This window comes from Enterobacter cloacae complex sp. IR5418, assembly GCF_049238105.1.
Classification (GTDB): Bacteria; Pseudomonadota; Gammaproteobacteria; order Enterobacterales; family Enterobacteriaceae; genus Enterobacter; species Enterobacter hormaechei.
On sequence record NZ_JBMKHS010000018.1, the window covers coordinates 42610 to 67945 of the forward strand.

Genomic DNA, 25336 nt, shown 5'->3' on the forward strand with positions numbered 1-25336 from the left:
AAGCGCAAGGTGCGCTCTACCTGAAACCTTTTGCGGCCATGGCTAACGTGGTGTCGAGCATTCGGTTAGCAAAGCCCCATTCGTTATCACACCAGACCAGCGTCTTGATGAGGTGTGCACCACTGACTCGCGTCTGCGTGCCATCCACGATGGCGCTGTGCGGGTCGTGGTTAAAATCTACTGAGACCAACGGTAATTCCGTATAGTCAACTATACCATGAAATGCTCCCTGTGCCGCTTTTTGCAGCAACAGGTTGACTTCACAGGCTTTTACCGGTTTTTTCACCGTCACGCTAAGATCGATCGCGGTGACGTTTATCGTTGGCACACGCACGGCAATCGCTTCGAAACGGTCGTTAAACTGCGGGAAAATACGGGTGATCCCGGCAGCCAGTTTCGTATCTACCGGAATGATAGACTGGCTCGCCGCGCGAGTGCGTCGTAAATCCGGATGGTAGGCGTCGATAACCTGCTGATCGTGCATGGCGGAGTGAATCGTGGTCACCGTGCCGGATTCAATGCCATACGCATCGTCTAACAGTTTAATGACCGGAATAATGCAGTTGGTGGTGCAGGAGGCGTTGGAGACAATGCGGTGTTCAGCTTTCAGCTCGTGCTGGTTGACGCCAAACACGACGGTAGCGTCGAGGTCGTGACTGCCGGGATGGGAGAACAAGACTTTTTTCGCGCCAGCATTCAGATGCGCTTCGCCATGTTCACGGTTACCGTACACGCCGGTACAGTCCAGCACCACATCCACACCCAGTTCGCGCCAGGGCAGCCCTTCAATACTGTTCTCATGCAGCACGCGGATAGCATCGTCACCGACAAACAGCTGTTCCCTTTCCTGGCGAACGTCCCAGGCAAAGCGACCGTGGCTGGTGTCATATTTCAACAAATGCGCCATACCCGCAGCATCCGCCAGTTCATTGATTGCCACCACGGTGATTTCCGCCCGACGCCCGGATTCATATAAAGCACGAACCACGTTGCGCCCGATGCGACCGAAGCCATTAATCGCTACGCGTACGGTCATAGATCTCCTGCAAAGCTATCCCTGAGTTTGAGGTGGCTGAAAGAGTAATCCAGCGACGCCCGAAGGGGAATCCTTGCTGTCACAAACTGCGATTGATTGGTCAATTGTCGAACATTTAATCGACTGAAACGCTTCAGCAAGAATAAGCGAATCGGGGAATAAAAGGAATCTCTGTCCAGATGAATAAGCGAGCTATATGACTTGCATCACATTTTCGGTGGAATAATTTACAGAGCAGTTACATGTCTGAGGAATCGTGCATACAAAAAAGCCGGGTGGCGCTAGCGCTTACCCGGCCTATTTTATACTCCCTCTCCCTGTGGGAGAGGGCCGGGGTGAGGGCATCAGCCCGCACCGGACAAACAATTACAGCAGTTCTTTCGCCTTAGCGACAACGTTCTCAACGGTGAAGCCAAACTCTTCAAACAGCTGTTCCGCCGGAGCAGACTCACCGAAAGTGGTCATACCGACGATAGCACCGTTCAGGCCAACGTATTTGAACCAGTAGTCAGCGATACCCGCTTCCACTGCCACACGCGCGGAAACCGCTTTAGGCAGTACAGATTCGCGGTATGCGGCATCCTGCTTGTCGAACGCATCGGTAGACGGCATGGAGACCACGCGCGCTTTCACGCCTTCGGCAGTCAGTTTTTCCCATGCTGCTACAGCCAGTTCAACTTCAGAACCGGTCGCGATGAAGATCAGCTCCGGCTGGCCTGCGCAATCTTTCAGCACGTAACCACCGCGCGCGATGTTTGCCAGCTGCTCTGGGGTACGCTCCTGCTGTGCCAGGTTCTGACGGGAGAGGATCAGCGCGGTTGGACCGTCCTGACGCTCAACGCCGTATTTCCACGCCACCGCAGATTCAACCTGGTCACATGGACGCCATGTGCTCATGTTCGGGGTCACGCGCAGGGAAGCCACCTGCTCTACCGGCTGGTGAGTTGGACCATCTTCGCCCAGACCGATGGAGTCGTGGGTGTAGACCATCACCTGACGCTGTTTCATCAGCGCAGCCATACGCACGGCGTTACGTGCATATTCCACGAACATCAGGAAGGTAGAGGTGTACGGCAGGAAACCACCGTGCAGAGCGATACCGTTGGCAATCGCGGTCATACCGAATTCACGTACACCGTAATGGATGTAGTTACCGGCAGTGTCTTCGTTGATTGGCTTAGAGCCAGACCACAGGGTCAGGTTAGATGGCGCCAGGTCAGCGGAACCGCCGAGGAATTCTGGAAGCAGAGGACCAAACGCTTCGATCGCATTCTGCGATGCTTTACGGCTGGCGATCTTAGATGGATTCGCCTGCAACTTCGCGATGAACTCGTTGGCTTTCGCGTCGAAGTCGGACGGCATGTCACCTTTCATACGACGGGTGAATTCAGCGGCTTCCTGAGGGAAGGCTTTCGCGTATGCCGCGAATTTCTCGTTCCAGGCCGCTTCTTTCGCCTGGCCCACTTCTTTCGCATCCCACTGCGCGTAGATTTCAGACGGGATTTCGAAGGCAGGGTGTTTCCAGCCAAGCGCTTCACGGGTCAGTGCGATTTCCGCGTCGCCCAGCGGTGCGCCGTGGGAGTCGTGAGTACCCGCTTTGTTCGGAGAACCGAAGCCGATGATGGTTTTGCACATCAGCAGGGACGGTTTGTCGGTCACGGCGCGCGCTTCTTCTACTGCACGTTTAATCGAGTCAGCATCGTGGCCATCAACGCCGCGCACAACGTGCCAGCCGTAGGCTTCGAAACGTGCGGCGGTGTCGTCAGTGAACCAGCCTTCAACGTGGCCGTCGATGGAGATGCCGTTGTCGTCATAGAACGCAACCAGTTTGCCCAGCTTCAGGGTACCGGCCAGGGAGCACACTTCGTGAGAAATGCCTTCCATCATGCAGCCGTCGCCCAGGAAGGCGTAGGTGAAGTGGTCAACGATGTCGTGGCCTGGACGGTTGAACTGCGCCGCCAGAGTCTTCTCTGCAATCGCCATACCTACAGCGTTAGCGATGCCCTGACCCAGCGGACCGGTGGTGGTTTCAACGCCAGCGGTGTAGCCCACTTCCGGGTGACCTGGAGTTTTGGAGTGCAGCTGACGGAAGTTTTTCAGCTCTTCGATTGGCAGATCGTAGCCAGTGAGGTGCAGCAGGCTGTAGATCAGCATAGAGCCGTGGCCGTTAGACAGCACGAAACGGTCACGGTCAGCCCATGCCGGGTTCTGAGGGTTGTGGTTAAGGAAATCACGCCACAGGACTTCGGCGATGTCAGCCATACCCATAGGGGCACCCGGGTGGCCGGATTTGGCTTTCTGTACTGCATCCATGCTCAGCGCACGAATAGCATTAGCAAGCTCTTTACGTGAGGACATTTTAACTCCAGATCGGACTGTTAAAGGCCATGCCCTTGACGACAGCGCGTTTTGGGCTACGCCGGAAAAAAGTGCCAACAATGTAACCCAAGCCGCAGGGCATGTACATGGAGCATTCTTTTGCAGCTTAAGAAATCTCTGGATCATGCTCGCATGTTGCGCAATCTGCTCGCCCGCCCCTGTCGATATTCCTTATACTTAGCCCGACACCGGCTTCGTTGACGGTGCATTTTTCGGAATTAATTCAGATTAACGAGTACGGAAGCAACATCATGAAAATGCGTGCAATCGGGCTGGCTGTGGGAACAACGTTCCTGCTAAGCGGCTGTCAGAATATGGATTCTAACGGCCTGATGACCTCAGGCGCAGAAGCTTTTCAGGCCTACTCATTGAGCGATGCGCAGGTCATAGCGCTGAGCGATCAGGCCTGTAAGGATATGGATGGAAAAGCTACGCTTGCCCCGGCTAACAGCACCTATACGCAGCGTCTGAACAAGATTGCTTCCGCGCTGGGCGACAACATTAACGGCCAGCCGGTGAACTACAAAGTGTACATGGCGAAAGACGTCAACGCCTTCGCGATGGCGAACGGCTGTATCCGCGTTTACAGCGGCCTGATGGACATGATGACCGACAACGAAGTGGAAGCGGTGATCGGCCATGAAATGGGTCACGTTGCACTGGGTCACGTGAAGAAAGGGATGCAGGTTGCGCTGGGCACCAATGCCGTGCGTGCCGCAGCAGCCTCTGCGGGCGGCATTGTCGGCAGCCTGTCCCAGTCGCAGCTTGGCGATGTGGGCGAGAAACTGGTGAACTCCCAGTTCTCCCAGCGTCAGGAGTCGGAAGCGGATGACTACTCTTACGATCTGTTGCGCAAACGCGGCATCAATCCATCGGGTTTAGCCACCAGCTTCGAAAAACTGGCGAAACTGGAAGAAGGCCGTCAGAGCTCCATGTTTGACGATCACCCGGCCTCCGTTGAACGTGCGCAGCATATCCGTGACCGCATGGCGGCAGACGGAATTAAATAAAACGCCGGCCCGGTGCGCGCCGCGCTACCGGGCAACAAGGCTCAATCAGTACAGCGTTTTCTGTGGCGGCCCGGCAAACTTAAGGGCGCCAATCTGCCCCATCCGCACCTCAACCACCGACGGCCCCGGCATCGCCAGCGCCTCTGTCATGACCGCATCAAAGTCCTCGGCCTGCTCAACGCTCCAGGCCTGAAGGCCAATCGCCTGCGCCAGCAGGGTAAAGTCCGGCGTATGCAGCGCGTTATAATACTGCCGTCCGCCAAAATATTTATCCTGAATGCCGCGCATTACGCCGTAGCCCCCGTCGTTCATGATCAGCAGCGTCACATTAGCTTTCTCCTGCGCCAGCGTCGCCAGTTCGCCTAAATTCAGGCTCAGGCCGCCGTCGCCCACCAGCCCCACCACCTTGCGCTGCGGGTTGGCAATCGCGGTGCCGATGGCCATCGGCAGCCCCATACCAATCGCCCCGGCGAGAGAGTGTATGTTCATCAGCGGACCGTTAGCCCTCAACAGGCGGCTCCCCCACAGGCTGCCGGACACGGTGATATCGCGCACCAGCAGGCCGTCTTTCGGCAGCGCTTTTTCTATGGCGTCGTTAAGCTTCGCATAGACGCCGCACTGCTCGCGCAACCCCTGTTCAGCTTGCCCGACCGCCTGCTGTACCTGCGCGTCCCACTGGGCGTTGCCCCATTCCCGGCCCTGGGCTTTTTCAGCCAGCGCGCCAAGCAACGCTGAACAATCGGCTATCAACGTGCTATCCATCAGGTAGTTACGGCTTGCTGCCGCCGGGTCGATATCAATCTGCACCCGCGGAGACGGCAGTTCCAGCGTCCAGGAGCGGGTTTCGTTGCTGCGCAGGCGTGAACCGGCCACCAGGGTAAAATCACACTGCGCCATCAGCGCTTCCACCGACGGCGAATTGTGGAACGCGCGCAGGCTGGCGCGATGGTCGTCCGGCAGCACGCCGCGCGCGTGGGTACTGGAGATCACCGTCACGCCTGCATCCGCCAGCGTTTTCACGGCGTCAGCGCTTCCCAGCGCCCCGCCCCCCAGCCACAGCAGCGGCTGTTTCGCCTGCTTGAGTTGCGCCCACAGCGCGTCAACCACTGCGGGATCCACGGCGGGAGCCGATGCCGGTTTGACCGGCGCGGTCACCAGCGACAGCGGAATTTTGGCACCCTGAATATCAATCGGGATTTCCACAGAGACCGGCCCGTACGGTGGCGTCTGCGCGTCCTGGATGGCTTTATGCAGAATCGCTATCGCCTGATTCGCATTGCTGATCCGGTACGCCCGTTTTGAGCTGGCTTTCAGGAAGGTCAACTGGTCGCGGGTCTCATGGATAAACCCGGTGTCGGCGTCCAGCCAGGCTTTCTCTACCTGCCCGGTTAAATGCAGCAGCGGCGTGCAGGCGTTCATCGCCTCTACCAGCGCGCCTACCGCGTTACCTGCCCCCGCGCCGGTGCTGGTCAGCGCCACGCCGAGGCCGGAAAAACGTCCGTGGGCATCGGCCATGGTGACGGAACCGGCTTCGCCGCGCGCGGGCACAAAGCGGATGGTGCCCCGCTGCCCAACCGCATCCGCGATCGGCAGGTTGTGAATGGAGATGACGCCGTAGATGGCCTCAACCTGATACTGCTCCAGCGTTCTGGCGATGGCGTCGCCGACGGTTATCATTTCGCTCATTGCTCACCCTTTCTCAGTCGCACCAGTGGTTGACGCTGTTACCCGTCGCCAGATAAATGCTCTTTTGTTGCATCCAGGCCTTCAGCCCCTGAATGCCCTTCTCGCGGCCCAGACCGCTCTCTTTAAAGCCCCCGAACGGGGTCGAAATCGCAAACACTTTGTAGGTGTTGATCCACACCGTGCCTGCCTCCAGCTGCTCGCTGAGACGCAGGGCGCGTCCGGTATCGCGCGTCCAGATCCCTGCCGCCAGGCCGTAAACCGAGTCGTTCGCCTCGCGGATAAGCGTGGCTTCATCGCGAAACGGCATCGCCACCAGCACCGGGCCGAAGATCTCTTCCTGACAGGCGCGGGCGCGGTTGGTCAGCCCTTCAATGATGGTTGGCTGGAAGAAACTGCCGTTTGCCAGCGCGGGATCGGCGGGGATCTCGCCGCCGCACAGCACCCGGCCCCCTTCACGTTTCGCCAGTTCGACATACTCGATCACGCTCTGACGATGTTTCTCGTTGATTAGCGGTCCTACATGAACGCCGTCGGTAAACGGGTGTCCGACGCGCAGCCCGCGGGTTAACTCCAGCAGCCGCGCCATCAGCGGTGCGTACAGGCTTTCGTGGATAAACAGCCGCGACCCGGCGATACACGCCTGCCCCGCCGAGCTGAAAATGCCGTAGCAGATCCCGCGCGCGGCCTGTTCGATATCGGCATCCTCCAGCACGATGGTCGGGGATTTTCCGCCCAGCTCCAGCGAGGCCGGGATCAGTTTTTCCGCCGCCACGTGCGCCAGATGACGGCCCGTGGTGGTGCCGCCGGTAAAGGAGATTTTGCGCACCTCAGGATGGCGCGCCAGCGCATCGCCAATTACCGAGCCTTTGCCCGGCAGGACGCTCAGCAGCCCGGCGGGCAGCCCGGCCTGTTCAAATATCCGCGCCAGCTCCAGCGCCATCAGCGGCGTGGCTTCGGCGGGCTTGAGGATCACCGCGTTCCCGGCGGCAATGGCTGGCGCGACCTTCTGCATTTCGCTGGCAATCGGCGAGTTCCACGGCGTGATGGCCGCCACCACGCCGAGCGGCTCGTAGCGGCTCAGCGTCAGCAGATCCGCCTGGCGCGGCGTCGGGAGTTCCCCCTCCAGCAGCTCGCAGGCGGCGGCAAAGTAACGCGCCGTTCCCGCCGCGCTCATCACCAGCCCGCGCGCTTCCGCCAGCGGCTTGCCGTTATCGCGGCTCTGCATCTGCGCCAGCGCGTCGACGCGGGATTCAATGAGATCCGCAACCTTATGCAGGATCTTCGCCCGCATATGCGGCAGGCTGTTACGCCATGCGGGTTCGCGCCAGGCGCGCGCTCCTGTGGCTATCGCCTCCTCCAGATCATCCAGACTGGCGGCGTTCAGCGTCGCGTTGATTGTTCCGTCTGCCGGGAAGTGGCTCTGCATCGGGTTGCCGCCGCCGTGTCGCCACTGTCCGCCAATAAAAATCTTCAGATTGTCCATCATCACTCCTCAGCTCAGGGCCAGCTCGCGACAGGCGCGCACCGCGCTGAGTGCCGCCAGGGTGGAGGTTTTAGGATTGGAAGCCAGCGGCAGGCCGCTCAGCTCCAGATGGAACTCGCCGAACAATCCTTCCACGTGCAGCGTGTGGGTGTTACGTTTCGTTGCCGGGTCAACCATCAGCTGCACGCGGGTCTCATCCATCCCCACGCCGCCGAGCGCCACGGTCGCCGCCACGTTGGCGTTCGCCGGGAACAGCCGCGCCGCCTCGCGGGCGCTGCCTTCAAAAAAGACCTTTGCCTCTGACACCGAATTCAGATCGATAAGCTGCTCGGCATAGCTGCCGCGCCAGCTGGCCGGGCTTTTGCGCGACTGATAGGTGACGCGCTCAAGCCCGCCCTCCTTCGCCGCTGCCAGACCGTCGATACCGGCCACCGCACCGGAAAGCAGGGTCAGTTTGCCGCCCGCCGCAAACAGGCGCTGCTCCAGCGCGCTGTCCGCCAGCGCGCCGGTGGAAATAACGGCCAGATGCCAGCCGCGACGCAGGATCTCTTCCCCGTACTGGGCCACCGCCTGCTGGCTGGCGCACTCCAGCACCAGATCGGGCGTTTGTGCGCACGCCGTCGGTGACGTCAGCGCCTCGACCGCATCGCCAAACTGGTCGTGAATGGCGGCATGGTGAGATTCTCGCGCCACGATCCAGCCGATAGCCACGCCAGCAGGCAGGCGCTCAATCACCGCCTGCGCCATGGCGCCAAAACCAATCAACATTACCTTTTTCATGATGTGTCCTTACAGATGGCGGCAGAAGCCGCCGGAAACGTCCAGCGCCGCACCGGTGGTAAACGAGGCCAGCGGCGAGGCGAGGAACAGCAGCGCCTGCGCTGGCTCCTGCGGCTTGCCGAGGCGCGCCATCGGAATGCCGCGCTTGCGCGCGATGTCCGCCGTCCACTCCGGCCAGCTCTGGTTTTTGTCCGCCCGCGTTTCAAAGCGGCGCTGCCACTGGCCGGATTCCACCATGCCAAGCAGTATGGAGTTGACGCGAATGCCTTTGCCTACCAGCTCTTTCGAGAGCGTCAGCGTCATGTTCAGCAGTGCGGCACGGGCGGCGGAGGTGGCGATCATGTGCTCCTCCGGCTGTAGCGCCAGCAGGGAGTTGACGCAGGTAATGGAGGCGATGTCGGACTGCTCCAGCAGAGGCTGAAACGCCTGGACCGGGTTAATCACCCCGAACAGTTTGAGTTCAGCTTCGTGCAGCCACGCCTCGCGCGGGGTGTCCTGGAAGTGCGCCACGTAGCCCTGCCCGGCGTTATTGATCAGCATATCCGCCGCGCCAAAGCGCGCCTGCACCGCATCCGCAAAGGCCTGCACGTCGTCGGCGTTCAGCACGTCGCAGCGGTAAGAGAAAATCTCCCCGTGGGGGAATTCGTTTTGCAGCGTCGCATGAGCGCTGGCGAGCCGGTCCGGGTCACGGCCGCAGAAGGCGACTTTCGCCCCGTCACCCAGCAGCAGGCGCAGCGTTTCAAAGCCAATGCCGGAAGATCCGCCGGTGACTACCGCTACACGCCCGTCAATTTGTGCATTCATCGCGCACCTCTTCGTTAATGCGTAAAAGCTGTTGGTTAAAAAACGCGTCGTTATCGAGATAGCTGGCGTGCCCGGCCTGCGGAATGGCGGTAAACGGCATGCCGTAGCGCAGCGCCAGCCCCTGCACCAGCTCGGGCTGTGTGATGGCGTCCTGCTCGCCGCACCAGACTTCAAAACTGCCAGCGTAACGCTTCAGCCAGCCGTGGATGTCGTCGTGTGCCAGCATCCACGCGGCGGCAAGGTAGCCCTCGGAACGCAGCGCGCGCATGCCCGCCGCGACGGTGGCAATATCTTCCGCGCGCGCGCCGGGGCGCAGCAGCTTCGCGGCGCGGGTCTGGGCGAGGATTTCGCCACCCAGCGCCATCTGCTGCTCGCGGTTGCGCCAGACCTGCTCCCGCTGCTCCGGCGCGGCCTGCCCGTAACCCTGCGCAGCGTCGGCCAGCACCAGATGAAGGACGCGCTCAGGGAATTTCGCCGCAAAGGCGCTGGCGACCAGCGCGCCGAGCGAGTGGCCGACCAGCACCGCCTGCCAGACGCCCGCGCGGTCAAGCATCGCCGCCAGCGCGTCGGCGTAATCCCCCGCGTTCGCCCGCTCGACGGCCAGCATCGGGCTTTCGCCATAACCGGGCATGTCCCACGCCAGCACACGAAAACCGTTCAGCGCCATCTGCTTGTGCCAGGACGCAGCGCCGGAGCTGATCCCGTGCAGCAGCATCAGCGGAATACCGCTTCCCTGTTCACGAAAACCCGTCATCATGCCCCCTTAGTTCCGCTTCACTTTCGAGAGCGGATGGTCGGACGGATAGGTCGGGATTTCCGGCTTGTTGGTCCCCAGCATGACGCACATCAGTGCCTCTTCTTCACCGTGGTTAAACAGGCCGCGATAGATACCCGGCGGGACGGAGATCAGGTCACGCTCGCGCAGCACGGTTTCGGTGTAGCTGTCGCCGTCCTGGATCATCAGCGTGATCTGCCCCTTGAGCATAAAGAACACCTCTTCCACGTCGTCGTGCAGGTGCAGCGGCCCTTCGCACTTAGACGGCAGCACCATGGTGGAGAAAGTAAAATGGTCCGCCTGCACGGTGTTGGTGTCGTTCGCCACGCCCGTTGCGCCGGTACCGATGTAGCGCATCTGCGCCCGGCGGTATTTCGGGTCAAAATCGGCCTGGAACTTCAGCGCGTTCCAGTCGTATTTCCGGCCTTCGAAGCGCGCGATGCGCGACTCGACCCATTCTTCCATCGTCAGGTGGTCAGGTTTAATGCCGGTTTTGTGGGTTACGGTTGAATCAGTCATGACACTCTCCTCAGTAACGTCTCAGCAGCGGCAGTAACAGGACGCAGCCCACCGCCGCCATCACCGCCAGAAAAATCAGCCCGGAATCCATGCTGTGGGTGAAGGCGATAAGCGCGCCCATCACCGCTGGCGACAGCGCGCCCGCAAAGTTTCCCAGCCCGTTGAAGATGCCGCCCGCCGTAGCGCTCACCCGGGGATGGGTGGCCTTCGCCAGCAGGGCGAAAATGTTTGGTGCGCCGGTGCCCCACATAAAGGTGCTGAAGCTCATCGCCGCGATGATGGCGATCGGGGTATCAAGATGCATTACCGCCGCCAGCCCCACCGCCGCCCCCGCCATCGAGATAAAGCAGGCCGCCGCGCGCTTATCGACCCTGTCCGAGAGCCACGCGCCAATCACCTCGCCCGCCAGCATGGCGATAAACGGCATCGACGACAGCCAGCCTGCATGCTCCAGATGAATGCCTTTGCCTTTGATCAGGTAGCCAGGCAGCCAGCCGTTGATGCCCCACAGGTAGGTCAGGAAAGCGATGTTAAAGATGCAGATGATCCAGAAGTGCGGGCTGACAAACAGCTCGCGCCGCGCCGCGCGCCGCTCGTCCTGAGACGCCTGTGAAGTGCCGGGTTTTGCCTCCAGGCGGATCCCGCGCAGACCGATGCGCACGAAGATAAGCACCGGCACGGTAAGCATGGCCATCACAAAGAAAGTGCTCTGCCAGCCAAAGGTGTTCAGCAGCCAGAGGGAGAGCGGGAAACCAATCGCCGCGCCCACCGGGGTGCCCAACAGCCACAGCATGGTGGCGCGCGCCTGCAAATGCTGCGGGAAGTTGTGACGTACGATGGCGAAAGCCAGCGGGAAGAGCGGTCCTTCCGCCACGCCCAGCAGAATACGCAGGACGATCATCAGCGTGTAGTTATGGGTAAAGCCCATCTCCACCATCAGCACGCACCACACCACCATCATCCCGGTGAGCAGACGCAGCGGCGCGATTTTGTCGCCTAAACCGCTTAAAAACACCGACGAGAAGCCGTAGCTCAGCAGGAAGGCGCTCATCAGAATGCCGAGGCGCGTGGTATCGAAATCGATGCCCATCGCCTGCTGGAAATGGGTATCAGAAAAGAGCGCCGCGATGCTGATTTTGTCGAAAAACGCCAGCAGCACGCAGGCCAGCAGCGACAGCGGGATGGCCCAGCGCACCGCTTTTTCGGGCGTGCGGGTCCCCTCACCGCTCGCCTCAACGGGCGCGGTGTTAGTCTCTAGTGTGGTCATCTCTCCCCCTACGGGTGCGGGTTAGCTATCGCAGTGACATCAGTGAAAAAGTCGGGTCGGCAAGCGGTACGTCCGACAGATCCCGCCCCGCCGCCATCCAGCGCTTCGCCAGCTTCACGGTGCGCGCATCGTTGAACGCCACCAGCTGCGTCAGCCGCCCGTTTTCGTCCAGCGAGAAGTACAGCGAATCTTCGCGCGCTATCGTTGTGCTCCCCGGCTGCGGTATGCCGAGGATCTGAATATTGTGCTGGTATTGATCCGACCACAGCCACGGCGCGTCGTCGTAGCCTGGCGCATCCGGGTTGAGCATCGCTTTGGCCGTTGCCACCGCCTGATTCTGGGCGAAGGCCCAGGACTGGATGCACAGGCCGTAGTGATGGTGCTGGGCGACATCGCCTGCGGCAAAGATGAACGGATCCGACGTGCGGCCCTGAGCATCCACCACGATCCCGCGTCCGGTTTTCAGCCCCGCGTCGCGCGCCAGCTCCAGATTAAGATCGACGCCGATCCCCACCACCACCGCATCAAAGGTTTCACGCTGGCCGTCGCAGTGGATGACCGGCAGGCCGTTATCGTCCTCCAGCTCCAGCGCGCCGCAGCCGGTACGGATCTCCACGCCCTGTTCGCGGTGGATGGCCTCCAGGCGCTGTGAAACCTCGCCGCTCACCGAGCGCATGCACAGCGCAGGCTGCTGCTCGAACAGGGTGACCGCCACGCCGCTTTTGCGCGCCGAGGCAGCAATCTCAAGCCCGATCCAGCCGCCGCCGACAATCGCCAGCTTTTGACTTTCCGCGAGACGTGCTTTCAGGCGCTGCGCGTCCTGCCAGTGGCGCAGGGTATAGACCTGCGGATGGCTGGCCCACGCCTGCGAAGGCAGGCGCGCCCGACCGCCGGTAGCCATTAAAAGGATGTTGTAACTAAGGTGTTCACCGTTGCTCAGAACGACTTTTTTCTCATCACGCTCGACAGATTCAGCGCGCAGCGGACGGTACCAGGTCAGGCTCAGCGCCTGCTGTGCTTCTTCGCTAAACAGCCGCGGGAGTGCCGCGTCCGGCTCCAGCAGCGTCGCTTTCGACAGCGGCGGACGTTCGTAGAAATCCCACTCTTCTTCCGCCACCACGCAAATCTCGGCGTCGAAACCCTCGTCGCGCAGGGTTTTCGCCGCCCAGCCACCTGCCTGACCGCCGCCGATTATGACTATGCGCGATGTCATACCGCCTCCGGCTTTTTCTGCTGACGGCGCGTGTCGTGGTCAATCCCGCCTTCCACCGCCCACTCGGTAAAGGAGACCAGCGAATGCTCCAGCTCACGCGGCTGCCAGTTTTCCGTCAGGTAATCGTCGTTGGTGTAATACTCAAACGCCCCGCCGGTCGGGCTGTTGACGTACCAGAAGTACGCCGACGACACCGGATGACGGCCCGGCCCGATAAAGGTGCTCCAGTCATGTTTATTCATCGCGATACCGCCGCCGATCACCTCGTGGATGTCGCGTACCGTGAAGGCCACGTGGTTAAGGCCGCGCTTGCGGTTCGGCAGTTGCAGCAGGAACAGGTTGTGATGACCGCCACGCACGCCACAGCGCAGGAACACGGCTCGGTTGATATAGCGGTCAGAGACCTGAAAGCCGAGCACCTCGCGGTAGAATTTCTCCACTGCCGCCAGCTCTTCCACGAAGAACACCACGTGCCCGACGTTGATCGGCTGGGCGCGATCGTAAACCGGGCTGGGGGTATCGATACGGCGGGCGTCGCCCCACTGGTTTATCGGCTCGACGTTCAGTTCCACCTCGGTCTGCTGGCTGACCTGCACGCGCAGCGTCATGCCGTTCGGATCCAGGCACTCCAGCGCGTCGCCCACTTCGCGAAAGCCAGGCTGTTGCGCCAGCTTCGGGCGCAGCGCATCCAGATCTGACTGTGCGGCAACCGCCCAGGTCATGCGGCGCAGGGTGTTGCCCGCTTCAAACGCGGGCGGCAGGTCGGGGCTGTCGATGGGGTTAAGCTCCACGCGCGCCGCTCAGGGTGGTGAAACGCTGGCCGCTGGCATCGCCCGTCAGGCCAAAATCACGCATAAATTTGGCGCAGTGCGTCAGGTCTTCCACGCCAAATTCCAGCTTTTCAATTCCGGTTACACTCATCGTTCGTTGCCTCATCTGGCCCAAATTGGGCGTAAAACATGCCCGACGCAGTTAAGCGCCTGACGTTAACTCACTGATTTAACTGGCCTGTGACAAATACCCTAAGAAGCCAGAAATTTTATCCGCCGCGAGGCGAACCTCGTTTTGCAGGCGCTCGCGGTCGCTCTGCGGGATCTCCTCGGACGGCACCAGAATGCTGACCACCGCCGCCACGCGTCCGCTTCGGTCATACACCGGGTAGACGATGGAAGAGATGCCGTGGCGGAAGAAGGATTCACCGATGACAAACCCGCGTGCTTTGTCCTGCTGCACCATCTGCCACAGAGCTTCACGGTCATGAAGCTGCCCCGGCGTGTTGCCCGGCAGACGCTCGTGCGGGAACAATTGTTCGAAATCAGCGCGGGAAATATCGGTCAGCAGCATGCGGCCCAGCGAGGTGCAGTGCACCGGCAGGCGGGTGCCAATGCTGACCTGGTTGATGCGCGACCCGGCGGCGCTGACGCGGGCGATGTAGATAATGTCGCGCCCGTCGCGGATCGCCAGATGGCTGCTGCACTGGCTTACGTCGCGTAATTGCTCGATCACCGGCTGGCCGACCTGCGCCACGTCCAGCGAGGCGATGTACTCAAAGCCGAGACGCAGCACGTTCATGCCCAGCGAAAAGGTATTGTTGCGCGTGTTGCGCTCCAGAAATCCCATGTACTCCAGGGTCTGCACCACGCGATAGGCAGTGGCCTTCGGCATATCCACCAGCCGGTGCAGTTCGGCAAAGGTCAGATCGCGATGCTGCTCGCCAAAGGCCAACAGCAGCTGTAAACCGCGCTCCAGCCCCGGCACCAGATACTTCACTTCCTGATCGTTTGCCATCATCGCCCTACCTTAGTTAAAGACAAAACCGCCGTTGACAGGGATCAGCTGTCCGGTGATAAACCGCGACAGATCGCTTAACAGCCAGACCACGCTGCCGGTGACATCTTCCGGCTGCTGTGCCCCGGTTAACGCACGTCCGTTTTCGTAGAGCTGATGCCGTTCGGCGGGCACATATTCGGTGGCCTCGACGCGGGTCAGCCCCGGTGCGATGGCGTTGATGCGAATCCGTTTTTCACCCAGCTCGCGCGCCATGGAGCGGGTCATGGCAATGACTGCCCCCTTGCTGGCGACGTAGGCCATCAGGCGCGGCGCGCCCCACAGCGCGGTGTCAGACGCCACGTTCACAATGCCTGCCCCTTCACGCAGCAGCGGCACGGCGGCGCGCGTCACCAGCCAGGTGCCTTTGACGTTGACGCTCATCACCCGATCCCAGAGATCCGGGTCGTAATCGAACATGTTTTTGCCGCCCACGCCCGTCGCCATCGCCGCGTTGTTCACCAGACCGTCAATCTGCCCCTGCTCGCCAACGCTGCTGAACACCTGCTCGATGGAGTGCGGATCGGCCAGATCGATAACGTGCGATTCGATCGCATAGCCCTGTTCGCGCAGCCGGTGGGCGCTCTCGGCCAGTTCGCCTTTGAGGATGTCGCACATCACCACCGCCGCGCCTTGCTCCGCGCAGGCTCTGGCAAAGTGGTAGCCCAGCCCGCGCGCGGCGCCGGTCACTACAATGCGTTTGCCACTCAGCAGCCCGTTCATCAGGCGGCTCCCTGCTGTGCTTCGCGCATCGCCAGCTGCTCTTTGGCGGCCTTTTGCATCATGCGGCGCAGGCGAGAGAGGCCAACGTCGTGCTGATACAGGTATTCATGGTCGCGCGCGTTGGGCGCCAGGCTCTCCAGCACCACGCGGTCCTGCTCCAGCACTTCCCAGTGCAGTTTTTCCAGGCGGTTGCGGTACATGAAGCGCCACATATCACGCTGCCAGCCCTGTACGCGGCGTATGCGCCAGAAGAAAACGCGGCAGTTGTCGTTATCTTCCGGCACCACCATGCCGACGATAAAGAAGTGGCCGCCCGGTCCGAAACGCTTCTTATACGGAATGGAGAGGCGCATCCAGCAGGTGCCGCTGTTGCCCAGCTCTACCCAGTCGAAGTTGACGCCGCTCTGCCCCTTCTTCTCGAAAATAAAGCCGGTTTTCGTCGGCTGAAGCACCATGTCAGCCTTGCGATCCCCTTCCGCCATCGAGTGTGAGGAGGAGTGCAGATAAGTGCCGTGCATCGGATCCATCACGTTTTCCAGCGCGTACTGGTAATTGCATTTCCACGCGGCGGTGCAGAGGAAATTGCTGAAGTTTTCCGTGTCGGCCAGTTCGTCCGGGAAGGTCAGCTCGTCCGGCTGCTGGTCCGCGGTGACGCCAAACCAGAGGAAAATGGCGCCGTGCGCCTCCTGCACGTTATAGCTGCGCACGCACTGCTGGCCGACCAGCGGACATTTGTCCACGGCGGGCACGTCTTTCACTTCGCCGTTACCCGCCACTTCCACCCCGTGATACCAGCAGGCGATGCGGTCCCCGAGATTCCAGCCCATCGACAGACGCGCGCCGCGGTGCGGACAGCGGTCCTCCAGCGCCTGCACCTGCCCGTCTTTGTTGCGCCAGACCACAATCTGTTCACCCAGGCGGGTGATGCCCACCGGCGCAGACTGCACTTCCCAGCTCGCCAGCACCGGATACCAGAGGCCGCGCAGACCTTTATCCAGATAGTTTTGTACGGTAGTCGTCATCGCGTTGCCCTCAGTAGCCGTTAACCTGTAAGAATGCCTGGAAGCTGGCGTCGCTCCACGGCTCGCCCTGCTGGTCGTGCATACGCACTGCGTTCAGCCCGCTCACCAGCTCCGGCAGGGTTTCAACGCCCTGTTCGAAGAGATCTTCCAGCGTCGCAATCAGGTTCATTTCCCAGCTTTCCGGCTCGCGGCTGCGGGTCTGCCAGATCAGGTTCTGGTAATCACCCGGCTTGTGAATGGCGCCATTACCGCCTTCTGCCGGCGGGGTAAACTGGCGGCTTTCCGGCAGCGCCGGGTTGTAGTTCAGCGTGTCGCTCAGGCCACGGTCTCCTCAACGAAGGTAATCTGAATCTGGTTTTCAAAGACCCGAACCGGGTAACGGTTGAGGTTGCGCCCCCCGGGGCCGTGCAGACACTGGCCGGTTTTGACGTCGAACACCGCCTCATGCAGCGGACATTCCACTTTGCCATCTTCCACGAAGCCCTGGCTCAGCAGGGCGTAAGCGTGTGGGCATACGTCTTCCAGTGCGTAATATTCACCGTCAATCAAATACACGCCGATCTCTTTCCCGTCGACGTTGCCACTAAAAGGGAAATCTTCCTGTACTTGCTCTGCGTCACATACGCCTATCCAGCTCATCACGATCCTCCAGGCCTTTGTTTCATATATGAAACTCTGTTTCTTATTTAATACGGTCAATATAAAAGCGGTGAATGTTTCGTCAAGCGGCAATGTGACGAATTTGTTAATTGATCGGCAATTAATTAACTAAGTGTGCAAGGGATCACGAAAAAATGCAGCGATATGAAATTTTCATTATTGCGGCGTGAAAGAATACGATTTATCGATGGCTTTTATTTTTATTCCTTAAAAATAAAAAGGCAAAAGCCTTGCTGTTTCACCTGTGAAACAATGCTTTATTTTATCCTTATTAAACAACGAGTTTCACAGGTAAACCATTTTAGTTGCGTGACAATCACACTGATAAAAAAACACACTGGATAATACATAAGGCAGGCAAAAGGAGAAGGTACATTTGCACTGTTATTCCTCATTATTATTTTCTGCGCTGAATGGATAAATATCATTTCCATAATTTTTAGACGGGAAATAGGTCGGGGATTTTCAGCCAAATGAAAACAGAATGTTACAAGGAATGCGGGTGGCGAAGGTGATGATAGCGGTAGGGTCTTTTTGACGCACGTAACGTTGCAGGAGATCGTCCTGCTGGCCGGAGAAAATATTGCCGCTGCGCATGCGTCGCGCAGCAGCAATCAGCGCGTAAGGCTTATTCGCCCTTTTTCGCCGCCTGGATGTAGAGCATTTCCAGCGCCAGGGTCGCCGCAGCCAGCGCGGTGATCTCGGACTGGTCATAGGCCGGAGCCACTTCCACCACGTCCATCCCGACGATGTTCAGATCCTTCAGGCCGCGCACCAGTTTGATGGCACGGTCTGACGTCAGACCGCCGATCACCGGCGTACCGGTACCTGGCGCAAATGCCGGATCCAGGCAGTCGATATCGAAGGTCAGGTAGACAGGCATATCGCCGACGATCTGCTTAACCTGAGCCAGAATATCGTCCACGCCGCGATCGTTCACCTGGCCCGCGTCGAGCACGGTGAAGCCGTTGTCTTTGTCGAATTCGGTACGGATACCGATCTGCACGGAGTGGTTCGGGTCGATCAGACCTTCGTTTGGCGCGGTGTAGAACATGGTGCCGTGGTCGAACTCGCAGCCGTTCGCGTAGGTGTCGGTGTGCGCATCGAAGTGCACCAGCGCCATTTTACCGAAGTGCTTCGCGTGGGCGCGCAGCAGCGGCAGAGTGACGAAGTGGTCACCGCCGAAGGAGAGCATGCGTTTACCGGCCGCCAGCAGCTTCTCGGCGTGCGCCTGTAATTTTTCGCTCATTTCACGCGCGTCGCCGAAGGCGTACACCAGGTCACCGCAGTCCACCACGTTCAGGCGCTCGCGCATGTCGAAGTTCCACGGGAAGCGGTTGTGCTCCCAGGCCAGGTTGGTGGAGACCTGACGGATCGCCGCCGGGCCATGACGTCCACCTGCGCGACCGGACGTAGCCATGTCGAAGGGTACGCCGGTGATCACCCAGTCCGCATCGCTGTCGTACGGCTGGAAGTTCATCGGAAGGCGTAAAAAACCAAACGCGTTAGATACCAGAGAGTTATCGTACTGATGACCTAAAGTGCTCATGTCCTGACCTCTTATAAAGTCGATACATTAAAAACAGATGAAAAAAAATCCCCTCCGCGTCGTTAAACCCGACGAGGAAGGGATTGATTCGTAAATCGCATAGTGGGGCGAATTATCGCCGTTAATTCATACGGGTTCAAGTGAGTATAGGGCATCGTGCGGTCTTTGCCCCTCACCCTAACCCTCTCCCCAAAGGGGAGAGGGGAAAGGCGAATGCCTTACTCGTCTTCCAGGTAGGTGTACCCGTACAGACCCGCTTCAAACTCTTCGAGGAACTGCTGCTGCAAGGCATCGTCCAGACCGGTGTTTTTGACCTGATCGCGGAACTGGGTGAGCAGTTTTTTCGGATCCAGCTGAACGTATTCGAGCATGTCCGCTACGGTGTCCCCTTCGTCGGACAGCTCAACCTCCACGCTGCCGTCAGGGAAGACAAACACGTCAACCGCTTCGGTATCGCCGAACAGGTTGTGCATATTGCCCAGGATCTCCTGATACGCCCCCACCATAAAGAAGCCCAGCATTGGCGGGTTCTCTGGATCGTACTCCGGCATCGGCATGGTCGTCGCAATACCGTCACCGTCGACGTAGTGGTCAATCGCGCCATCGGAGTCACAGGTGATGTCCAGCAGCACCGCGCGACGTTCCGGCGCGTGATTCAGCCCTTCCAGCGGCAGAACCGGGAACAGCTGGTCGATACCCCAGGCATCCGGCATCGACTGGAACAGGGAGAAGTTGACGTACATTTTGTCCGCCATACGCTCCTGCAACTCGTCGATAATCGGACGGTGCGCGCGGTTGCTCGGGTCGAGCTGCTTCTGCACTTCATGGCACATATTCAGATAGAGCTGCTCGGCCCACGCGCGCTCTTGCAGGCTAAAGGTGCCCGAAGAATAGCCGACGTGAATATCGTGCAGGTCCATCTGGCTGTCGTGTAGCCATTCGCGCAGGGAACGACGCGTGCCCGGCTCGTGCATCTCCTGCCAGGTTTCCCACATGCTTTGCAGGGAACGCGGGGCATCGTCTGCCGGAGGCGTGGCCTCGGTGATTTCGCTACGCTCAACGCCGATGATGTTAGAAACCAGCACCGTATGGTGCGCGGTAACCGCGCGGCCAGATTCGGTGATCACCGTCGGATGCGGCAGGCCGTGCTCTTCGCAGGCATCGCCAATCGCCCAGATGATGTTGTTGGCGTATTCGTTCAGGCCGTAGTTGACCGAGCAGTCAGACTGTGAGCGGGTCCCTTCGTAGTCCACGCCCAGGCCACCGCCCACGTCAAAGCACTGAATATTCACGCCGAGCTTATGCAGTTCAACGTAGAAACGCGCGGATTCACGCACGCCGGTGGCGATGTCGCGGATATTGGCCATCTGCGAGCCGAGGTGGAAGTGCAGCAGCTGAATGCTGTCCAGACGACCGCGCTCGCGCAGGATTTCCACCAGTTGCAGCACCTGGTTCGCCGCGAGGCCGAACTTGGATTTTTCACCGCCGGAAGACTGCCACTTACCGGACCCCTGCGAGGCCAGACGCGCACGCACGCCAAGGCGTGGGATCACGTTCAGACGCTCGGCCTCTTCCAGCACGATCGCGATTTCGGTCATCTTCTCGATCACCAGATAGACCTTGTGGCCCATCTTCTCGCCAATCAGCGCCAGACGAATGTATTCGCGGTCCTTATAGCCGTTACAGACGATCACCGACCGGGTCATGCCCGCGTGGGCCAGGACCGCCATCAGCTCCGCTTTAGAGCCTGCTTCCAGGCCCAGCGGTTCGCCGGAGTGGATCAGGGACTCAATTACGCGGCGGTGCTGGTTTACCTTGATCGGGTAAACGAGGAAATAGTCGCCGTTATAACCATACGATTCGCGCGCGCGTTTAAACGCGGCGTTAATAGAACGCAGGCGATGTTGCAGGATCTGCGGGAAGCAGAACAGTGCAGGCAAGCGCTGGCCCTGCGCTTCACGGGCTTTCACCAGTTTAGCGAGATCCACGCGCGCTTCCGGGACGTCCGGATCCGGGCAGACACTGATGTGACCCAGCTCGTTAACGTCGTAGTAGTTATTGCCCCACCAGGCAATATTGTAAGTGCGCAGCATCTTGCTGGCTTCCTGGGAGCTCATCGCAACCTCCTGCATAGAACGTAGTACACCCTGTTCGCCTGCTGACGAAGGCGAAAGCGAAGACATGTCGTCAGACATAGCGAACCTCAACTCTTTGTATTAAGTGTAAAACAGTTGACTACTATCGCAGCGTTATACGGCGATAACAACCCATTAACGGCTCCATTTCCCAGCAGAGTATGCTGAAATCCAGACCGTGCGACCGGTTTCTTATTCATATCATTGTAAAACACGTATCCGAACTCTGTATGACAAGGTTCGGCGAAACCACGAGAAAACTCCTGTATTAACAAGAGCGCCCTTGTTCAGTTTTCACAAAGCGTGACCGGCTCTGGAATCCTGAGAAGCACCGAGATGGGTATAACATCGGCAGGTGTTTAGACCAGAAGTGCGGGTGGGAATCACATGCGCGCCAGAACGGCTACGCTGAATGAGCGGAAAACGATGGTTCATTATCTCGTATCACCTCCACGGCCGCCTCTGCTGAAACGGACCACAAGCCAAAGCTAAAAGTTCACTGCTTAACCCGGCTGGAAGTGGCGACACGATGTGTTCATCGAGCGCTGATTTTATATGAGCCGCGCGCCGCGTTTTATACCGAGAAGGTCGCTAAAAAGCAAAACAAAAATGCGCAGGTTGCCAGCGTCGTCAGGAAAAATTTCCAGCCGTGTTTTCAACGCAGTGAGAGGTGAGTCAAAAAAAACTGGAAATCGGGTGAAGAAGTGACCTAAAATAGACGTCCAGATGTTAATCCATCCATACCGATTAACACTCAGACTGCCAGTGTCAAAATCCTGTAGGCCTTGGTAGAATTATCTCCTTTGGCTATTTCCACACAGCAGCTTGAGCTAACCAAATTCCTCTTAGGTGAAATAAAACATGGCAAAACACCTGTTTACGTCCGAGTCCGTATCAGAAGGACATCCTGATAAAATTGCTGACCAAATCTCCGATGCGGTGCTGGATGCGATCCTCGCGCAGGATCCAAAGGCGCGCGTAGCGTGTGAAACCTATGTCAAAACCGGCATGGTTCTGGTTGGCGGTGAGATCACCACCAGCGCATGGGTTGATATCGAAGAGATCACCCGTAACACGGTGCGTGAGATCGGCTATGTGCATTCTGATATGGGCTTTGATGCCAACTCCTGCGCCGTACTGAGCGCGATTGGCAAACAGTCTCCCGACATCAACCAGGGCGTTGATCGTGCCGATCCGCTGGAACAGGGCGCGGGCGACCAGGGCCTGATGTTTGGTTACGCAACCAACGAAACCGACGTGCTGATGCCAGCCCCGGTGACCTACGCACACCGTCTGGTGCAGCGTCAGGCTGAAGTGCGTAAAAACGGCACCCTGCCGTGGCTGCGTCCGGATGCGAAAAGCCAGGTGACCTTCCAGTATGACGACGGGAAAATCGTCGGTATCGATGCCGTGGTTCTCTCCACGCAGCATGCTGAAGAGATCGACCAGAAATCCCTGCAAGAAGCGGTGATGGAAGAGATCATCAAGCCGGTTCTGCCAACTGAATGGCTGAGCTCTGCGACCAAATTCTTCATCAACCCAACCGGACGCTTTGTTATCGGCGGCCCAATGGGTGACTGCGGTCTGACCGGTCGTAAAATCATCGTTGATACCTACGGCGGCATGGCGCGTCACGGCGGCGGTGCATTCTCCGGTAAAGATCCGTCTAAAGTTGACCGTTCTGCTGCGTACGCTGCACGTTATGTGGCGAAAAACATCGTTGCTGCGGGCCTGGCTGACCGCTGTGAGATTCAGGTTTCCTACGCTATCGGCGTGGCTGAGCCAACCTCGATCATGGTGGAAACCTTCGGGACTGAAAAAGTGCCTTCAGAACAACTGACCTTGCTGGTGCGTGAGTTCTTCGACCTGCGTCCATACGGTCTGATTCAGATGCTGGATCTGCTGCACCCAATCTACCAGGAAACCGCGGCGTACGGTCACTTTGGCCGCGAACATTTCCCATGGGAAAAAACAGACAAAGCCGCCCTGCTGCGTGATGCTGCCGGTCTGAAATAATCGACTGACAGTAGCTTAAACAGGCCAGCTTTTGTGCTGGCCTTTTTTATGTCGGGTGGCGGCTATGCCTTACCCGACCTACGAGTAGTGAGTTTTTGTAGGCCGGGTAAGGCGCAGCCGCTACCCGGCAATGTTTGGAACCGTTTACACTTCACCCTCTATACTTCGCTTTCAGAATAATCCCTTTGCATGATCGCATTTCTTCTGCTGTTACATTCCCTTTCAGTTAAGTCTGAAATTTGTGCAAACGCGATGCACATCAATTAATTTACCTCTATATTTTCAAAGCTTTAATTATTTTTACGGTTACAGGTTAGTGTAACCGATTACACCGTTGTGATTTGACTCACATATTTTTATGAGTCGCTCACCTACCCTTAATATCGTAAAAACTGATAACTCAACTGGAGGGCATAATGCCTGACAATAATAAACAGGGGCGTACGTCCAATAAGGCAATGACGTTCTTCGTCTGCTTCCTTGCCGCTCTGGCAGGATTACTCTTTGGCCTGGATATTGGCGTAATTGCCGGTGCATTACCGTTCATCACCGATGAGTTCCAGATTAGCGCACACACTCAGGAATGGGTGGTTAGCTCCATGATGTTCGGCGCCGCCGTCGGTGCGGTCGGCAGCGGATGGCTCTCCTTCAAGCTCGGGCGTAAAAAGAGCCTGATGATCGGCGCGATCCTGTTCGTTGCCGGTTCACTGTTCTCGGCTGCTGCGCCTAACGTTGAAGTGCTGATCCTCTCCCGCGTGCTGCTGGGCCTGGCGGTGGGCGTGGCGTCTTATACTGCTCCGCTGTACCTGTCCGAAATCGCGCCGGAAAAAATCCGCGGCAGCATGATTTCCATGTATCAGCTGATGATCACCATCGGTATTCTGGGGGCTTATCTCTCCGATACCGCGTTCAGCTACAGCGGCGCATGGCGCTGGATGCTGGGTGTGATCATCATTCCTGCCGTTCTGCTGCTGATCGGCGTCTTCTTCCTGCCGGACAGCCCGCGCTGGTTTGCCGCCAAACGCCGCTTCCATGATGCCGAACGCGTGCTCTTACGCCTGCGCGATACCAGCGCCGAAGCCAAAAACGAGCTGGAAGAGATCCGCGAAAGCCTGAAGGTGAAACAGTCCGGCTGGGCGCTGTTCAAAGAGAACAGCAACTTCCGCCGCGCGGTATTCCTCGGCGTGCTGTTACAGATCATGCAGCAGTTCACCGGGATGAACGTCATCATGTATTACGCGCCAAAAATCTTCGAACTGGCGGGTTACACCAACACCACCGAGCAGATGTGGGGCACCGTGATCGTCGGTCTGACCAACGTGCTGGCAACCTTTATCGCCATCGGTCTGGTAGACCGCTGGGGACGTAAGCCAACCCTGACGCTGGGCTTCCTGGTCATGGCTGTCGGTATGGGCGTATTGGGTACTATGATGCACATGGGCATTCACTCCCCAACGGCACAGTACTTCGCCGTGGCGATGCTGCTGATGTTTATCATCGGTTTCGCGATGAGCGCCGGTCCGTTGATTTGGGTGCTGTGCTCTGAGATCCAGCCGCTGAAAGGGCGTGATTTTGGTATCACCTGCTCTACCGCGACCAACTGGATTGCCAACATGATCGTCGGCGCAACGTTCCTGACCATGCTCAATACCCTGGGTAACGCCAATACCTTCTGGGTCTACGCCGGTCTGAACCTGTTCTTTATTGTCCTCACGATCTGGCTGGTTCCTGAAACCAAACACGTTTCACTGGAACACATTGAACGTAACCTGATGAAAGGTCGTCCTCTGCGCGAAATCGGCGCACACGACTGATCCTCCTGCGGGGAGGCGCCTCTTGCGCCTCCCCGCTTCCCGCTTTATGCTCTGCCCCTATGAAAGCTCCCCGTCTCCCAATCGCCATTCAGCAAGCCGTTATGCGCAGCCTGCGGGAAAAACTCGCCCAGGCCAATCTGAAGCTTGGCCGTAATTATCCTGAACCGAAGCTGGTGTATCAGCAGCGAGGCACCGCAGCAGGCACCGCCTGGCTGGAAGCCTACGAGATCCGCCTGAATCCGGTACTGATGATGGAAAATCAGCAGGCGTTTGTCGAAGAAGTGGTGCCGCACGAGCTGGCCCACCTTCTGGTGTGGAAACACTTTGGCCGCGTCGCGCCGCACGGCAAAGAGTGGAAATGGATGATGGAGGCGGTGCTCGGCGTTCCGGCACGCCGCACCCATCAGTTCGAGCTGGAATCGGTACGCCGCAATACCTTCCCCTACCGCTGCCAGTGTCAGCAGCACCAGCTTACCGTCCGCCGCCATAACCGCGTGGTGCGCGGCGAGGCGACCTATCGCTGCGTAAAGTGCGGCGAACCGCTGGTTGCGGAATAATCAATTGAACTATCAGGAACTTTCCTGATCTGACTGATTGCATACGGGAACAACATTCGTTACGTTGCGGGCTCGTTTTGA

The 25336-nt window shown here is 58.8% G+C and carries 24 protein-coding genes and 1 pseudogene; 4 read left to right on the forward strand and 21 right to left on the reverse strand.

What is annotated here, in order from left to right; all coding sequences use genetic code 11:
• Positions 1 to 16: 16 nt before the first annotated feature.
• Both epd and tkt read right to left on the reverse strand, forming a co-directional pair.
• A complete protein-coding gene (gene epd / locus ACOTX7_RS14860; protein ID WP_006811899.1) occupies positions 17 to 1036 on the reverse strand; it encodes an erythrose-4-phosphate dehydrogenase in 1020 nt (339 codons plus the stop codon).
• Positions 1037 to 1402: 366 nt separating this feature from the next.
• A complete protein-coding gene (gene tkt / locus ACOTX7_RS14865) occupies positions 1403 to 3394 on the reverse strand; it encodes a transketolase (protein WP_041908344.1) in 1992 nt (663 codons plus the stop codon).
• Between the two features lie 272 nt (positions 3395 to 3666).
• Here tkt and ACOTX7_RS14870 point away from each other — a divergent pair, with 272 nt between their 5' ends.
• A complete protein-coding gene (locus ACOTX7_RS14870) occupies positions 3667 to 4425 on the forward strand; it encodes a M48 family metallopeptidase (RefSeq protein ID WP_221256446.1) in 759 nt (252 codons plus the stop codon).
• 45 nt (positions 4426 to 4470) lie between these two features.
• Here the strand turns inward: ACOTX7_RS14870 and ACOTX7_RS14875 are convergent, their stop codons facing one another.
• The 19 genes and pseudogenes from ACOTX7_RS14875 to ACOTX7_RS14965 form a co-directional block, all read right to left on the reverse strand.
• On the reverse strand, positions 4471 to 6111 hold the full coding sequence (locus ACOTX7_RS14875) for a thiamine pyrophosphate-binding protein (RefSeq protein WP_221256447.1): 1641 nt from the start codon (positions 6109 to 6111) through the stop codon (positions 4471 to 4473).
• 13 nt (positions 6112 to 6124) lie between these two features.
• Positions 6125 to 7594 carry an aldehyde dehydrogenase gene (locus ACOTX7_RS14880; protein ID WP_221257285.1) on the reverse strand — a complete coding sequence of 490 codons (1470 nt, stop codon included), beginning with the start codon at positions 7592 to 7594 and terminating at the stop codon, positions 6125 to 6127.
• A gap of 9 nt (positions 7595 to 7603) precedes the next feature.
• Entirely contained in the window at positions 7604 to 8374 is a 771-nt protein-coding gene (locus tag ACOTX7_RS14885) for an aspartate dehydrogenase (protein WP_221256448.1), read from the reverse strand.
• A gap of 9 nt (positions 8375 to 8383) precedes the next feature.
• Positions 8384 to 9178, reverse strand: coding sequence for an SDR family oxidoreductase (locus ACOTX7_RS14890; protein WP_047355190.1), 795 nt, complete (start codon positions 9176 to 9178; stop codon positions 8384 to 8386).
• Complete coding sequence (locus ACOTX7_RS14895) at positions 9162 to 9932, reverse strand: alpha/beta fold hydrolase (protein ID WP_221257286.1); 771 nt, start codon at positions 9930 to 9932, stop codon at positions 9162 to 9164. The genes ACOTX7_RS14890 and ACOTX7_RS14895 overlap by 17 nt, the downstream gene beginning before the upstream one ends.
• Positions 9933 to 9941: 9 nt before the next feature.
• Positions 9942 to 10472, reverse strand: a complete 531-nt coding sequence (locus ACOTX7_RS14900) for a cupin domain-containing protein (protein ID WP_205921483.1) — start codon at positions 10470 to 10472, stop codon at positions 9942 to 9944.
• Between the two features lie 10 nt (positions 10473 to 10482).
• Positions 10483 to 11739: an MFS transporter gene (locus tag ACOTX7_RS14905; RefSeq protein WP_221256449.1), complete on the reverse strand. Its 1257-nt coding sequence runs from the start codon at positions 11737 to 11739 to the stop codon at positions 10483 to 10485.
• 25 nt (positions 11740 to 11764) lie between these two features.
• Entirely contained in the window at positions 11765 to 12952 is a 1188-nt protein-coding gene (locus tag ACOTX7_RS14910) for an NAD(P)/FAD-dependent oxidoreductase (protein ID WP_221256450.1), read from the reverse strand.
• Positions 12949 to 13873 (reverse strand): annotated as a pseudogene (locus tag ACOTX7_RS14915) (VOC family protein). The gene ACOTX7_RS14910 and the pseudogene ACOTX7_RS14915 overlap by 4 nt, the downstream one beginning before the upstream one ends.
• A gap of 78 nt (positions 13874 to 13951) precedes the next feature.
• On the reverse strand, positions 13952 to 14740 hold the full coding sequence (locus ACOTX7_RS14920) for an IclR family transcriptional regulator (protein WP_221257287.1): 789 nt from the start codon (positions 14738 to 14740) through the stop codon (positions 13952 to 13954).
• A 12-nt stretch (positions 14741 to 14752) separates the two neighbouring features.
• On the reverse strand, positions 14753 to 15502 hold the full coding sequence (locus tag ACOTX7_RS14925) for an SDR family oxidoreductase (RefSeq protein WP_221256452.1): 750 nt from the start codon (positions 15500 to 15502) through the stop codon (positions 14753 to 14755).
• Positions 15502 to 16524 (reverse strand): aromatic ring-hydroxylating oxygenase subunit alpha, encoded by a 1023-nt coding sequence (locus tag ACOTX7_RS14930; protein ID WP_006811913.1) that lies wholly within the window; start codon positions 16522 to 16524, stop codon positions 15502 to 15504. Before ACOTX7_RS14930 ends, ACOTX7_RS14925 begins: the two co-directional genes overlap by 1 nt.
• Before the next feature lie 10 nt (positions 16525 to 16534).
• On the reverse strand, positions 16535 to 16843 hold the full coding sequence (locus ACOTX7_RS14935) for a recombinase-like helix-turn-helix domain-containing protein (protein WP_006811914.1): 309 nt from the start codon (positions 16841 to 16843) through the stop codon (positions 16535 to 16537).
• Positions 16840 to 17163: a Rieske (2Fe-2S) protein gene (locus ACOTX7_RS14940; RefSeq protein WP_003860044.1), complete on the reverse strand. Its 324-nt coding sequence runs from the start codon at positions 17161 to 17163 to the stop codon at positions 16840 to 16842. The genes ACOTX7_RS14935 and ACOTX7_RS14940 overlap by 4 nt, the downstream gene beginning before the upstream one ends.
• A gap of 486 nt (positions 17164 to 17649) precedes the next feature.
• Positions 17650 to 17781 (reverse strand): hypothetical protein, encoded by a 132-nt coding sequence (locus ACOTX7_RS14945; RefSeq protein WP_260630879.1) that lies wholly within the window; start codon positions 17779 to 17781, stop codon positions 17650 to 17652.
• A 31-nt stretch (positions 17782 to 17812) separates the two neighbouring features.
• Complete coding sequence (speB, locus tag ACOTX7_RS14950) at positions 17813 to 18733, reverse strand: agmatinase (RefSeq protein WP_006811917.1); 921 nt, start codon at positions 18731 to 18733, stop codon at positions 17813 to 17815.
• Between the two features lie 218 nt (positions 18734 to 18951).
• Positions 18952 to 20928: a biosynthetic arginine decarboxylase gene (gene speA / locus ACOTX7_RS14955; protein ID WP_022649348.1), complete on the reverse strand. Its 1977-nt coding sequence runs from the start codon at positions 20926 to 20928 to the stop codon at positions 18952 to 18954.
• Positions 20929 to 20936: 8 nt separating this feature from the next.
• Positions 20937 to 21068 (reverse strand): acid stress response protein YqgB, encoded by a 132-nt coding sequence (gene yqgB / locus ACOTX7_RS14960; RefSeq protein WP_057979949.1) that lies wholly within the window; start codon positions 21066 to 21068, stop codon positions 20937 to 20939.
• A 94-nt stretch (positions 21069 to 21162) separates the two neighbouring features.
• Positions 21163 to 21303, reverse strand: coding sequence for a hypothetical protein (locus ACOTX7_RS14965; protein WP_418757657.1), 141 nt, complete (start codon positions 21301 to 21303; stop codon positions 21163 to 21165).
• A 426-nt stretch (positions 21304 to 21729) separates the two neighbouring features.
• Here ACOTX7_RS14965 and metK point away from each other — a divergent pair, with 426 nt between their 5' ends.
• The 3 genes from metK (at position 21730) to ACOTX7_RS14980 (ending at position 25255) form a co-directional block, all read left to right on the forward strand.
• Positions 21730 to 22884 (forward strand): methionine adenosyltransferase, encoded by a 1155-nt coding sequence (gene metK / locus ACOTX7_RS14970; protein WP_003860037.1) that lies wholly within the window; start codon positions 21730 to 21732, stop codon positions 22882 to 22884.
• 416 nt (positions 22885 to 23300) lie between these two features.
• Positions 23301 to 24698 (forward strand): galactose/proton symporter, encoded by a 1398-nt coding sequence (galP, locus tag ACOTX7_RS14975; protein ID WP_006811919.1) that lies wholly within the window; start codon positions 23301 to 23303, stop codon positions 24696 to 24698.
• Between the two features lie 59 nt (positions 24699 to 24757).
• The gene (locus ACOTX7_RS14980) at positions 24758 to 25255 is read left to right on the forward strand and encodes a SprT family zinc-dependent metalloprotease (protein WP_205921480.1); all 498 of its coding nucleotides are present in this window, start codon (positions 24758 to 24760) and stop codon (positions 25253 to 25255) included.
• Positions 25256 to 25336 lie beyond the last annotated feature (81 nt).